This window comes from Halodesulfovibrio sp. MK-HDV, assembly GCF_009914765.1.
Classification (GTDB): domain Bacteria; phylum Desulfobacterota; class Desulfovibrionia; order Desulfovibrionales; family Desulfovibrionaceae; genus Halodesulfovibrio.
In genome coordinates this window covers 81,271-94,508 of sequence record NZ_WYDS01000013.1, presented here as the reverse complement: position 1 = coordinate 94,508, position 13,238 = coordinate 81,271, and the positions used below count along the sequence as shown (strand labels likewise).

Annotated in this window: 12 protein-coding genes and 1 tRNA gene; 6 read left to right on the top strand and 7 right to left on the bottom strand. The window is 46.6% G+C overall.

Annotated elements, in window-relative coordinates; genetic code table 11:
• Positions 1-231 precede the first annotated feature (231 nt).
• Together MKHDV_RS11510 and MKHDV_RS11505 are read left to right on the top strand one after the other, a co-directional pair.
• Positions 232-1,650 (top strand): aminopeptidase P family protein, encoded by a 1,419-nt coding sequence (locus MKHDV_RS11510; RefSeq protein ID WP_160715426.1) that lies wholly within the window; start codon positions 232-234, stop codon positions 1,648-1,650.
• Positions 1,651-1,764: 114 nt separating this feature from the next.
• On the top strand, positions 1,765-2,301 hold the full coding sequence (locus MKHDV_RS11505; protein ID WP_160715424.1) for a ferritin-like domain-containing protein: 537 nt from the start codon (positions 1,765-1,767) through the stop codon (positions 2,299-2,301).
• Positions 2,302-2,748: 447 nt separating this feature from the next.
• Here the strand turns inward: MKHDV_RS11505 and folE2 are convergent, their stop codons facing one another.
• Genes folE2 through MKHDV_RS11490 form a run of 3 tightly spaced genes read right to left on the bottom strand, consistent with a single transcriptional unit; the run spans position 2,749 to position 4,630 of the window.
• Positions 2,749-3,528, bottom strand: coding sequence for a GTP cyclohydrolase FolE2 (gene folE2 / locus MKHDV_RS11500; RefSeq protein ID WP_160715422.1), 780 nt, complete (start codon positions 3,526-3,528; stop codon positions 2,749-2,751).
• Positions 3,521-3,940 (bottom strand): nickel-responsive transcriptional regulator NikR, encoded by a 420-nt coding sequence (gene nikR, locus MKHDV_RS11495; RefSeq protein ID WP_160715420.1) that lies wholly within the window; start codon positions 3,938-3,940, stop codon positions 3,521-3,523. The genes folE2 and nikR overlap by 8 nt, the downstream gene beginning before the upstream one ends.
• 24 nt (positions 3,941-3,964) lie before the next feature.
• Positions 3,965-4,630: a methyltransferase gene (locus MKHDV_RS11490; RefSeq protein ID WP_160715418.1), complete on the bottom strand. Its 666-nt coding sequence runs from the start codon at positions 4,628-4,630 to the stop codon at positions 3,965-3,967.
• Between the two features lie 231 nt (positions 4,631-4,861).
• Between MKHDV_RS11490 and MKHDV_RS11485 the strand changes: the two genes are divergently transcribed.
• The 3 genes from MKHDV_RS11485 (at position 4,862) to MKHDV_RS11475 (ending at position 6,971) form a co-directional block, all read left to right on the top strand.
• Positions 4,862-5,398, top strand: a complete 537-nt coding sequence (locus MKHDV_RS11485) for a biotin transporter BioY (protein WP_160715416.1) — start codon at positions 4,862-4,864, stop codon at positions 5,396-5,398.
• Positions 5,395-6,129, top strand: a complete 735-nt coding sequence (locus MKHDV_RS11480) for an energy-coupling factor ABC transporter ATP-binding protein (RefSeq protein ID WP_160715414.1) — start codon at positions 5,395-5,397, stop codon at positions 6,127-6,129. The genes MKHDV_RS11485 and MKHDV_RS11480 overlap by 4 nt, the downstream gene beginning before the upstream one ends.
• A gap of 248 nt (positions 6,130-6,377) precedes the next feature.
• A complete protein-coding gene (locus MKHDV_RS11475; protein ID WP_160715412.1) occupies positions 6,378-6,971 on the top strand; it encodes a class I SAM-dependent methyltransferase in 594 nt (197 codons plus the stop codon).
• A gap of 148 nt (positions 6,972-7,119) precedes the next feature.
• Here MKHDV_RS11475 and MKHDV_RS11470 read toward each other — a convergent pair whose 3' ends face one another.
• The 4 genes from MKHDV_RS11470 to MKHDV_RS11455 all read right to left on the bottom strand — a co-directional run bounded on the left by MKHDV_RS11470 (position 7,120) and on the right by MKHDV_RS11455 (position 12,697).
• A complete protein-coding gene (locus tag MKHDV_RS11470) occupies positions 7,120-8,301 on the bottom strand; it encodes an iron-containing alcohol dehydrogenase (RefSeq protein WP_160715410.1) in 1,182 nt (393 codons plus the stop codon).
• Between the two features lie 292 nt (positions 8,302-8,593).
• Complete coding sequence (locus MKHDV_RS11465) at positions 8,594-9,982, bottom strand: aminopeptidase (protein ID WP_160715408.1); 1,389 nt, start codon at positions 9,980-9,982, stop codon at positions 8,594-8,596.
• Positions 9,983-10,014: 32 nt separating this feature from the next.
• Positions 10,015-11,421 (bottom strand): L-seryl-tRNA(Sec) selenium transferase, encoded by a 1,407-nt coding sequence (gene selA, locus MKHDV_RS11460; RefSeq protein ID WP_160715406.1) that lies wholly within the window; start codon positions 11,419-11,421, stop codon positions 10,015-10,017.
• Between the two features lie 10 nt (positions 11,422-11,431).
• Complete coding sequence (locus tag MKHDV_RS11455; protein ID WP_160715404.1) at positions 11,432-12,697, bottom strand: folylpolyglutamate synthase/dihydrofolate synthase family protein; 1,266 nt, start codon at positions 12,695-12,697, stop codon at positions 11,432-11,434.
• A 295-nt stretch (positions 12,698-12,992) separates the two neighbouring features.
• Between MKHDV_RS11455 and MKHDV_RS11450 the strand changes: the two genes are divergently transcribed.
• Positions 12,993-13,069, top strand: a tRNA-Arg gene (locus MKHDV_RS11450).
• Positions 13,070-13,238 lie beyond the last annotated feature (169 nt).

The following is a 13,238-nucleotide window of genomic DNA, read 5'->3' as shown; positions in this document are numbered from 1 at the left end:
TAGTGCTCCTCTCACTAAGTTTCAGTGTCGCACGGAGGACCCACCTCCTCTTCCACCACCATCCATCATTCGATACTGGAACAGAAAAGGCTTCATGACGTCAGCGCGTCATGGAGCCTTTTTTGATTTCCAAATACCACTTATGCGTATATAACCGTGCAACCACAACACTTTTCCCATTCCCTGTAGAATCTTGTGACCATAGCGCGCACAAGACAAACTGGAGGCTTCATGTTTTCTGCTGCTACTTATGTTGAGCGACGAAAAACCCTTTGCGCTCGTCTTACAGAGCGTGGTGAAAAAGGCCTGATACTGTTTCCCGGGCACTCCGCTTCCCCAATGAACTACACAGACAACACGTATCCTTTCCGTCAGGATTCTTCTTTTCTCTATTTTTTCGGGCATGATCATGAAGGAGTCACCGGTGTCATAGACCTTGATGCCGGAGAATCATGGTATTTTGATCAGGGCTTCTCCATGGACGACATCATATGGTCCGGTGCTCAAGCAACTCCGGAAGAACTCGCAGCCCGCTGCGGAACTGAAAAATTCGGTGCAGAAAATACGCTCAGCCATATGGTTGCTGACGCGAAAAAGAAACAGCGGACTATTCACATTCTACCTGTATACCGTTCAGATACGCGAATGCGACTTGTTCAGCTCTTTGACTGTGGCGTGATGGAAGTTAATTCTTTCATCTCTACTCCGCTCATTGAAGAAGTTGTTGCGCTTCGTTCCATCAAATCCATTGAAGAAGTAATGGAAATAGAACAGGCATTGGAAACTTCGTACGCAATGTACGCAAATGCACTTTCTGCTGCGCGTCCCGGAGCTTCTGAACGTCAAATAGCTTCCCTGCTTCACTCCACACTTGCACTTGCAGGCTCTTCAGCGTCCTTCACTCCAATATGTACCGGACGCGGACAAATTCTTCACAACCATGAATACAGCCACATGCTCCATTCCGGTGATCTGCTGCTTATCGATTCCGGCGCCGAGTCTCCAAATCATTATGCATCAGACATCACAAGAACTTTCCCTGTAGCCGGAACATTTACCGAACAGCAGCGCGCTGTATATTCCATAGTGCTCGCGGCACAGGAAGCAGCTATTTCCAAATGTGCACCCGATGTACCATTCATCGATTGCCACCTCACCGCCGCCACAACGATCGCATCCGGCCTACGTGATCTGGGAATCCTCAAAGGAAGCGTGGAAGACATTGTAAATGCTGGTGCTCATGCACTCTTCTTCCCGCATGGTCTCGGGCACATGCTTGGACTGGATGTGCACGACATGGAAGGACTCGGGGAAGACTTTGTCGGTTACGACGAAACCATCACCCGTTCCGAACAATTCGGGCTGCGCGGTCTACGCCTTGCGCGAAAACTCCAACGTGGATTCGTTGTGACAGTCGAACCAGGTTGCTACTTTATTCCAGCGCTTATGGATCAATGGGAAGCCGAAGGCACCTGCAAAGATTTCATCAATTTTGAAACTGCAAGACAATTCAGCGAATTCGGCGGCATTCGTATCGAAGACGATATTTACATCTCCCGCGACGGCCACCGAGTACTCGGACAGCAAATTCCAAAAACAATCGCAGGAATTGAAGGCAGAATGCACGCCTGTTCACAGCGGACGTACTAAAGCAGACTTCGACTATCATAGTCGCACACACAAAACATACGCTAAACTCTTCTCCAAATAACAAAAGGATTGCGTCAGCATGCTGACCCGTCAATACCTTTAGGAGAATACTGCATGAGTAAGTCTGACAAAGATGCCCGTCGTCAAAAGGTCATTGAAGTATTGAATAAAGCGCGGAGTATGGAACTGCACGCCATTACCCAATACATGAACCAGCATTACGGGTTGGATGACATGGATTACGGAGAACTGGCAAAGCAAGTTAAGCTGATTGCGCTTGATGAAATGCGACATGCAGAAATGTTTGCAGAACGCATAAAAGAACTCGGCGGTGAGCCTACAGCAGAGCTATGCTGCCCAGTGGAGCGCAAGCAGGCCGTGGAACGTATCTTCCCTTATGATGCAAATCAGGAAGATGACACCATAGAGCAGTACAACCAGTTCCTTATAGTCTGTAGAGAAAACGGTGACAGCGGGAGCCAAAAGATATTTGAGACCATCATCGAAGAAGAACAAATGCATTACAACTACTTCGATTCTATCTCAAGCCACATCCAAAAGCTCGGCGACGTGTTCCTAAGCAAAATTGCCGGTACGCCTGCCTCGACAGGACTGGTTGACCAAGGTTTTGCTGTCGGCGGTGGTGAATAGTTTTTTTTTAGGCTTCGACGACGCTTAAATGGGTTGCCTTTGGCAAGTCTGCGACGCTTTCTTGTCTACGACGTTTGCCGCGCTGCTATCGCTATCCGTAATCTCTCGAACCTCGAGAACGGCTACCGTTCCGGCGGCTTAAGAACCTCTTGCAAGAGGTTCTTAAGAATCTCCAGAAACCTTTATTATGCGAAGTAAGCTTATTGCTTATATAGCCTCGCGGCTTTATCCCACTACCTTTCATTTAATAAATAAGGGCTGTTCTACATTACGTAGAACAGCCCTTTTTCATATCATTGTGGAAAGTTAGCGAACATCGCGGCTTCCAACATTATGTAAACGTGACAAGCATCGCGTATAATCGGGGTTAAGGGGCAAGCCCCTTGCGGGTGCAGGGCAGCGCCCTTGCCCGTCGGAGACAAACATTTAACCACCAAAAAAACTGTACTAGCGACTCTCAATCACAGCATAGGCGCTGTGGTTGTGGATAGACTCAAAGCTTTCGACTTCAACTCTGTACCAGTCAATTTTTTCATGTTCGCTAAGTTGTTTTGCAACAGCACGCACAACGTCTTCCACGAAAGTCGGGTTGGCGAAGGCATCTTCTGTCACAAATTTTTCATCTTCACGCTTGAGCAGTGAATAAACCGGCGAAGAACCGGAGTTATTCGCGATTTCGATAAATTCTTCAATCCACGCGAACCCGTTCATGCTAATCTGGAGACGAATTTCCGCACGCTGACTATGCGCACCTTCATCTGAGATTGCTTTGGAGCATGGACACACTGTCATAACCGGCACGCACACTTCGAGCATACAGCTCATTTCGTTTTCTTCCAGTGCGCCTGTAAGAGTCACTTCGTAATCCATACGACTCTTACGTTTGGTTGCTGGTGAAGCCAGTGTCATAAAATATGGGAACGTAAAAGAGATAAATGCATTGCGCGCAGTAAGACGTTCCTGAATATGCGCAAGCAAGTCTTTGAGACTATTGTAGTCCAGTTTTTCGCCGAAGCCTTCTAGTGCTTCTACGAAACGGCTCATGTGTGTGCCTTTGAAAGCTGCAGGTAGATCAACCCCAACTTCCACTTGTGCTACGGTATGCTGTGCCTCGTTTTCACGATCACGCACAGAAAGAGGAATCCGTAAATTTTTCACACCTACACTATCGATAGGAATTGCCACTTCAGATGAGCTCATCTGAATATCTTGTAGAGGCTTAGGCAATGTCTTGTCCTGTTGTAGTTAAGTTTAATTTACCGTGCTTAACTCCCTTAGTGGAAGTAAGCCGTTGAGCTAATGCACGAATCTTAGCCCCGCTTCCTTTAAGAACAAGAACTTCCAGACAATTGTCATGATCAAGGTGCACATGCATTGAAGTAATAATCATGTCATGCGCATCATGCTGAATTTCTGTAAGCCGCTGTGCCAAATCACTTTTATGATGATCGTACACAAGCGTAAGTGTTCCTGCTAATTCTTTATCGTCCTGTTCCCATTCCTGCTGCACGAGAGTATTACGAATCAAATCGCGAATCGCTTCAGAACGAGTCTGATAACAGCGCTCTTCACATAGATCGTCAAACTTTTCTAACAGTTCGGAATCGAGGGATACGCCGAAGCGGATTGTACGTCCCATATATCCTCCAGATTTCCAAAAATTCTAACGGGACAGTTCCCAAAGATTAACAGTAACTTTTGATGGCTGCTCGTAGATTGCCGTTGTCTTTTCAGTAAGCAACTTGCGGGATTTCCATCCCCTTTTATCAAGCTGTGCTTTAAATTCGTTGTACACGTTTCTATTGGGTTCTGCCACCCATGCGCGGCCACCCGGCACAAGGCAATGATCCAAAAATTCGAGTACCGGCTCAACAAAACGAGTTTCGTACATAATGTCGCCGCCCCACATTACGTCCACCGACTGCGGACGAACTGCAGGGAAACGCCAGTCCATTAATGTCCACACTGGCTGCGGAACATTATTAAGCGCTGCATTCTTTCTAGCAAAACGCAGTGCTTCGAATTCATAATCCATAGCGATAACCTGTGCACCCAGCCATGATGCAACAATCGCAGTCAAACCAAGGCCGCAGCCGATATCCAGACAACATTTACCTGCAATTTCATCTTTGTGTGCAAACAAATGCTCGCCAAGAACCAAACTGGAAGGCCATAGCTCTACCCAGTATGGTAAGCGTTCGTCGTTATCGAGATCATCTTCCACCATGGATTCCCACAGTGTTTCAAGATCAGCGGCTCTATCCAGCGTCCAAGTTCTTCCGCAAAGCGGAACTTCAAGGCGCGGTGTATATTCAGAAAGTTGAGTCATTAATCGAAACTACCATTGAGTTTTGCAGAAAAACGTTCAATAGCGCACCTTGTTTCATCCGTCTACAAAGACAACTGCTCCAAAATGCGGATATATGCAATTTTAGCCAACCTAGTCACACTTGTGACCTTTTCGTATCCCAGCTACTATACGTTTCAGAGCATTATACGATAAAACACCACACAACACTCACCGCATGTTTTTATTCATGCAACGAATAGTAGGATATATATGCAACCATCGCCACTTACAGGATTACACAGACAAGTTTGGATTGCGTTACTTGCAGCACTTATAGCTGTAGGGGCACTTATTCAAATTCCAATTGGACCGGTACCGGTAACCTTACAGACATTTTTTATTGTTCTGGCAGGTTTTATTCTTGGACCAGTCAGCGGTGCAGCAGCTGTGCTGCTCTATATTCTTGCGGGCGCCATCGGACTTCCAATCTTTGCTGGTGGCAAAGCAGGGTTTGCAATCCTGTTCGGCCCTACCGGCGGCTACCTTCTAGGCTTTGTGGGCACAGCCTACATTGCAGGACTGGGAAAGCATAGCAAAAACAACATCATGCCTCTTGTTTGGGGACTCCTCGGGCTGGCATGCGTCTATCTTGTTGGTTTCCTGAGATTAAAATTTGCTCTGGATATTTCTTTTGCCAAAGCTGCTGCCATAGGTATCGCACCATTCATATGGGGTGACCTTATTAAAGTTGCTGCCGCAGTCATCGGACTCCGCTTTTTGCGTAAACAGGGATTACTGCCAGAATGATCACAGCAGAAAACCTTACATTTTCCTACCGCGGCAATCCAACGCCAGCTCTCAACGATCTTTCCTTTACTATCCCTAAAGGAGAGCTCGTTTGTCTGTGCGGCACAAACGGAAGCGGTAAATCAACACTCTTTTCTTTGCTGGCAGGCCTACAAACTCCGTCTGCTGGTGAACTCAGCGTAGGTGCCATCAGCGCAAAAGGAAACGAGCAACAACTGCGGGCACAAAGCGCGCTCGTTTTACAAGATGCGGATTTACAGATTATCGGGGCAACCGTCGCAGAAGATATGATGCTGGCGTTTCCCGCAAACGATGCTGAGGCAGAAACGACCTGCCGCGTTATGGCTGAACGCTTCTCCCTGCTTGATCATTGGGACTCTCCCGTCCATGCGCTTTCTTACGGACAAAAGAGAAAACTCTGCCTTGCCGTATCTTTGCTTTCAACTCCATCAATTTTACTTTTAGACGAGCCGTTCTCAGGATTGGATTATCCAGCCATGCTTGAAATGCGCTCCATTATGAAAGCCAACAAAGAACTGGGACTCACCCAGATAGTTTCTGTGCATGACCTTGAGCCTGTCATCGACCTTGCGGATTCCATGATTGTCCTTCACCTCGGAGAACTCAAAGGGACAGGTTCACCTGAACACCTTTTGGGATCACTGCTGGAATACGGCATCCGTCCTCCATACTCATGGCTTCGCAAGCACACTATTTCTCCTTGGGGATAACGGAGCATCAGCCTCCGACGATCAAAAGCGGACTCCAATTTTTAACTCTTATTCATAAAGAACATAAAGTCATCCTGACGTCCTTATCCATTTGAGCTAGTCATAACTACGAGAAATAGCTGAAGACTCTCCCCTCACGTTCTTTTACAATACCCATTCATTGCCACCATACACAGCACATATTCGGCAGGCGTGAACAGTAAAAGGACAAAGCACGATAATTAGCACAGAGGGAAGGATGCGACACTATGAAAAATCGGAACCAATGCCAAAGTGAAGGCTCCCCAAAGAAGGGATACGGGCCAACAAGTTTTTGGATTCAGTCACCCGAAGCGGTATTCGACCACCTGCCTATTCACGAAGGCATGACTTTTCTTGATGCAGGCTGTGGTGCAGGTGAATATTCACTACATGCCGCACGGCTTTTAGGAGACCAAGGACATGTCATCGCATTAGACTCTGTAAGGCTCTCCGTTGAGACGTTGGCAAACTACCCCCGCGAAAAGGGAGTGGCCAACATAACAGGGCACACCTGCGACATAACAAAGTCATTACCTCTTGATGCGCAAAGTGTAGACCTTATCCTGTTGAGCACTGTACTTCACATCAAAGCCGTGCGGGATAATGCTCACAATATGTTTAATGAATTTAGAAAGGTGTTGCGACCGGATGGCATGTTGGCAGTGCTTGAATGCAAAAAAGAAGAAGCGAATTTCGGTCCGCCTCTGCACTCACGCTTGTCTGCTGATGATGTAGAGGCATTGGCAGCACCATGCGGTTTCAGAAAAGAATCCGAACTGCTCCTGACACACACTTACGTGGCGTGCTTCCGGCCATTGTAGTTACAGAGAGTTATCCTGACAAAGCTTTAAAAAAAGGGCTGCTGTACATATTGTACAGCAGCCCTTTTTTTAAAACGAATTATGACATCCTAACCAGAAAGGATTTCATCGAAAACGTGCATCCGCACGCTACGAATCTCTCTATCAGCTAAAATGAATCTTCGAAAATTGCGATAACTTCAGCTTCGGAAGTTTCTACAGGGGTACACGTAAAGAGTACGCCCATAGTTTCCATGGCATTCTTTGCCATCTTCGCACAATCTTCTTTCTTTACTCCGTAATCAGCCAAGGACAGATTGCCCATGCCGATTTTTTTAATAAGCGCATCCAGTGCATCAACAAAAGCATAAGGACGTTTTTCTTCAGGCAATGCGTCAACATCAACATCCATGAAATATGCGAGATCAATCATACGTTCCGGCATATGTGGGGTGAGATGTTTGAAGTACGCTCTGGAAAGCATGAGCAAACCAGCGCCATGAGGAACTGCCGGATAATATGCAGAAAGAGCGTGCTCCATTGAATGCAAAGACATGCAAGATGACAGAGACTGACATACGCCTGCAGCGGTAGATGCCCATGAAACCATTGTTCGTGCTTCAATATTCTGTCCTTCTTCCACAATTTCAGGGAGAAAGGTATTAAGAAGCTGCACAGCCTGCTGAGAGAGTAAGTCGCTTGTGGGCTGACGCTGTGCGGAAAGATATGTTTCAACTGAATGGAAAAATGCATCCATTCCGGTAAATGCTGTCACTTTTGGTGGAACAGTAAGCGTAAACCAAGGATCGATGATGGACAGGGTCGGGTATGTTGAATCATTACCCCAGCCAATTTTTTCGTTGGTTGCACTGTTGGTGATAACAGTCCAAGGATCTGCTTCTGTACCAGTACCTGCTGTGGTTGGAATAGCTACGATTGGCAACGCAGGATTTGCAGGAGTCTTTTTGCCGCCGGTACCAGCCTGCATGTAATCCCAGTAATTGCCTTCGTTATTTGCCATAAGTGCAATGGATTTTGCAGAGTCAATGGAGCTACCGCCACCAAGGCCGATCACAAAATCACATTCATGCTGACGAGCTAATGCTGCACCTTCGGTAACATGGTCAAGAATCGGGTTTTCCTGAATCTTGTTGTAAACCACACTCTCAACATTATTATGATTCAGCATATTCTGTACAAATGTCAGATAGCTGTGGCGAATCATAGACCCACCGGAGCTGATTACAATGAAAGCTTTTTTACCCGGAACATTTGCCGGATCAGAAAGCTCTTTCAATTTACCACTACCGAAAATCAATTTGGTAGGCATGTGGAACATAAAGTCGATCATAATCTAACTCCTTGCAGTGTTGCGCTGTTTGCAAATATTTTACAGCGACGATCTTCGCCGCCTATCTATTTTTTTACTATGCACCACGTGCAACATTCTAGTCTTGCACGTAATACCGATCATCACCTAAATAAATTTCTAGTACCTGCATTCTTACTCATACCTAAACGGGCCAAGGGGGATCCCCCTTGTGGATGCAAGGCGAAGCCTGCCCGCCGGAGGCAGCAAGCTCTGCTCAAAAAGTCACTAAAAATTAAAAAGCGATGGAAACATTTCCCATCGCTTAGTCATATTATTTAGCTTCAAGGAAAGCAGAAAATGCTTTCACGGTCGCATATAAATCAGCTTTACTTGCCAGTTCGAAAGGACTGTGCATTGCCAACAGCCCCGGGCCAAAATCGACAATGTTCATACCGTACATGGCAAGGTACATAGCAACGGTACCACCGCCACCATGGTCAACTTTTCCAAGTTCAGCCATCTGCCAAGGCACACCGGCTGTGTTCATTACGCCGCGCAACCAGCCAAGATATTCCGGATGCGCATCGTTTGCTTCATACTTACCACGGTGTCCGGTAAACTTGCAGAAACATGGACCATAGCCCAATGTTGCAGAGTTCAATTTCTCGTGAACTTCCTGATAATCAGGGTCAAGCGCACCATGCACATCAGAAGAAAGCGCACGGGTTGCAAGCATTACCTGACGGAAGCGAACCTTTGGTTCCCATGCTTCAATAAGATCTTCAATGCAGTACTCTAAGAAACGAGACTTAGCACCGGTGGAGCCTTCTGAACCAATTTCTTCTTTATCCCACAGGACAATAACCTGTGTGTAATCAGACGCTTCTGTTTCAAGCAAAGCTTCGATTGCAGTAAAGCAGCAAATACGGTCATCCTGACCATAGCCGCCAATGATTGCTTCATCCAGACCTACCATACGGGCAGGGCCAGCCGGAACAGCCTGCAATTCAGAAGAGTATAGATCTTCTTCATTAATACCGTATTTTTCATGCAGAATATCAAGCACGCGCTGTTTAATTTTATCTTTCGGCGCATCTTTGCTTTCTTCGTCTTCTACTTCTACAGGACGGTGCGCAAGAATGATGTTCATTTTCTCAGCATCAAATGCTTCAGCAAGAACCTTTTTGGACTGATCCTGAGCAAGATGCGGAAGAAGGTCAGCAATTGTGAATACAGGATCAGAGGCATCTTCACCGATATTCACAATAACTTTCTCACCATTTTCTTTCACAACAACACCATGCAGTGCGAGAGGACGGGAAAGCCACTGGTATTTGCGAATGCCACCGTAATAATGAGTCTTTGCCTGAGCTACACCGCAAGTCTCATACAGTGGATGCTGCTTAAAATCGATACGCGGGGTATCTGCATGAGCTCCCACGAGATGCATACCTTCAGCCAAAGATTTGTTACCCCTGCGGGCTACAAACAATGTTTTGTCCTGAAGAACTGAATAGTACTTTCCAGAAAAAACATCCGTTGAAAATCCTGCATCTTCAAGGCGTTTCACTGCATATGCAATGGTTTCACGTTCAGTTTTGCAGGTGGAAAGAAATTCGACATAGCGTGCTGCAAGGGAATCCATCGCGGCAAGATCGCTTTCACTATTGTAAACTTCCCAGCAGCTTTTCGGCTCGTGGGATAATTTGGTAGAACTCATATAAATCTCCAATACACTTAGCAGTGCTTCATTTATTGAGAAACAGCCTGTAGGGCTTGCTGCAACGCTTCGATTACTAAAGCAAATTCTTTATCAGTTAATGTGCGCGTGTCTAAACAGAAAGCCTGCTGTTCGATTCTACCAACAAGTGGTGGGTTTGTATCGAGCAAAGCTTTTTTAAGTACTGTCTCTGAAACAGCGGACGGTTTAATTGCAACAAGCGCAGTCGGTAAATCACGCTCAGGGAAAGAACCACCGCCAACGCGGGAATTTCCATCCACTACGCTTACGGAAATCTGTTCACCACAGGCTTTTTTGATTCGGTTTGCAAGACGACGCGCGCGCTGTTTCAGCTTTGGCTGCTCTGCAAACATCATAGAAAGAGTCGGAATATCTGCGCGGGCAAGTTCCGGTTCACGATACAACCGCAAAGTTGCCTCTAAAGCGGCAAGGGTCATTTTATCAATACGCAACGCACGGTTCATCGGGTTACGTTTGATCATGTCGATGTATTTCTTTTTACCGACGATGATACCCGCCTGAGGGCCGCCAAGAACCTTGTCACCCGAGAAGGTAACAACATCCGCACCTGCTCCCACTACCTGCTGCACCGTTGGTTCTTCACCAATGCGCAAGGAGGAAAAATCTGTAAAACTACCGCTACCAAGATCTTCAATTACTGGCAGTTCATGTTTTTTGCCAAGGGCAACCATCTCTTCCAATGTCACTTCTTTATGGAAGCCGACAATACGATAGTTTGATGTGTGCACTCGAAGCAACGCACCAGTTTCTTCAGTAATTGCCTGCTCGTAATCTTTAACATGCGTGCGGTTTGTGGCACCTACTTCACGTAGAGTTGCACCACTTTTTTCCATAACTTCCGGTATACGGAAACTGCCGCCAATCTCTACAAGCTGACCACGAGAAACAGGGACTTCTTTGCCCTTACATAATGTATCAAGAACAATAAGCACTGCCGCAGCGTTGTTGTTTACAACAAGACCGGCTTCTGCGCCGGACACTTTACAAAGCAATTCTTCCACGTGGCTATAGCGGCTACCGCGTTCACCAGTAGCAAGATCAAATTCCAGATTGGAGTAATGCGCGCAAGCTTCGGTAACGGCTGCCACAGCGGTATCTGCTAAGAGAGAACGCCCGAGGTTTGTATGTACAACAACGCCTGTGCCGTTAAGCACCCTTCTAAAATGAGGACGGGACAGCGCACGGATATGTGCCTGCATACGCGGCAAGATTGTAGCCAAAGCAAGCTGTTCCGATTCTGTAATAAGCCCTGCGCGAATCTCCTCACGGCATACATCAAGAAAGCCGTTCACATGCTCACGAACAATCGAGCGAGGAATATGGGAAAACTCGCCCGACACCGTAAGGGCATCGAGGACTTTATCAACAGATGGTAAGGCGCGGAAAAGAATAGACACACACGGCTCCTTAGCGCTGTAAAAGTTCTGGGTGCAGGGCAAAAAATTCAGCAAGTAAATATAATGAACCGCACAACAGTACTGGTTTATCCCCTGCTATTTCTTTACTGCGGGTTAGAGCATCCTGTAGAGAATCGCACACAACTGCCCGCTCATCAAAATGCGTTGCAAGACGAGCTGCCGGTTCTGCTCTTTGCATATCAGTAAACTGAGGCAAAAGAATCGTATTCGCTGTGAGCGCCTGTACTTTAGGCACAAGCGTCTGGATATCTTTGTTTTCCATACAGCCGAAAATAACTACTGCCGGTTTTACTCCGGTATCTTGCAAAGCGGCAGTAAGAACATCAAATGCCGGTTCGTTATGTGCACCATCAAGATACATTTCAGGAAGAGTGTCCGTTGCCAAAATATGCTGGAAGCGCCCTGCTATCCATGCATCTGCAACACCAAGCTCCTTAACGTCATCCCAATCCATAATATCAGCAGGAGTCCATCCGTAGATACCGACAAGCTTGCTAAATGCTGCAAGAGCAAGCAAAGCGTTGTCTTTCTGATGCGCACCTACAAGGCCGAATCGACCTGTTTCCGGTAACGTTACAGTGCCCTCAGCAGTCAAAAAGTTTGCTCCGACCTTCTGTGCTTCATCTTTCAGCACAGCCATAACGTCTTTGGTCTGCATATGGGTAACAGCAGGCATATCTTTACGCATTGCTCCTGCTTTATCACGAGCAATCTCTTCTATGGAAGCGCCTAGTACGTCTACATGGTCAAGTCCGATTGGAGTATACACAACAAGATCGCGTTCAATAGCAGAAGTCGCATCGTGTGTTCCGCCAAGTCCGGCTTCAAAAATAGCAAGATCAACTTCGTAATCGGAAAACATGAAGACAGCCATTACGGTAAGGAGCTCAAAATACGTAAGTTCTTTACCTCCACATTCCATAACATCGTTCGCCACATCGCACCATTCTTCTTCATCCAGCATTTCGCCGTTAATAAGAATTCGCTCACGTGGAGTAACAAAGTGTGGAGACGTGTACAGCCCGACAGTCAGTCCCGTTGCTTGCCCAAATGCAGAAAGAAACGAGCTAGTGCTCCCTTTTCCGTTTGTGCCTACAACTTGAACCGCCGGATAGTCAGGCCGTTTCAGTTCCGCTTCTTCTAAAACAGCATCAATCCTGCTGTGCGCCAGATCCATGTGGAACAGGCCAAGCTTCAATAAATGCGCTTCAAAGTCTTCATACGTTGCAAAAAAATTTCGTTCTGTTTCGCTCATGCAGTCGCCCTAGAATATGATTGCTTACAGGTCAATGCTTTTACAGCATCCGCTTACGTTCAAAGTTACAATCTGTGGAAGTACAATTTGTACACCGAGTATTTTGCAGTAACTTTCAATACTCTGCAAAGCAATTTTGCACTGCAATTATCATCCACTAGCAATCATTTTCCGTCTAGGATTTCATATTGCTCCTCAAAACAGCAAATGAGGGTTTATTTGCTCGAAAAAGCAACAAATTACACCTAAGGACTTGACCTGCTACCCCCGTTCAGATAAACACTCCCCTCAACGAGCGCCAGTAGCTCAGTTGGATAGAGCAACGGCCTTCTAAGCCGTTGGCCGAGAGTTCGAATCTTTCCTGGCGCACCACTTGAATTCAAGGGTTTAACGGTTTTTCCGTTAAACCCTTTTTTCGTGGCGGGTAAGCTATGGGTAAGTACGTTGCTCCACTTACAACGATCGCCTCGAATTCCACAGATCCTCTTGAATTTCAGCTTCACAACTTCAAGAGGATGAGATGAATGACACCGCTGCTCCC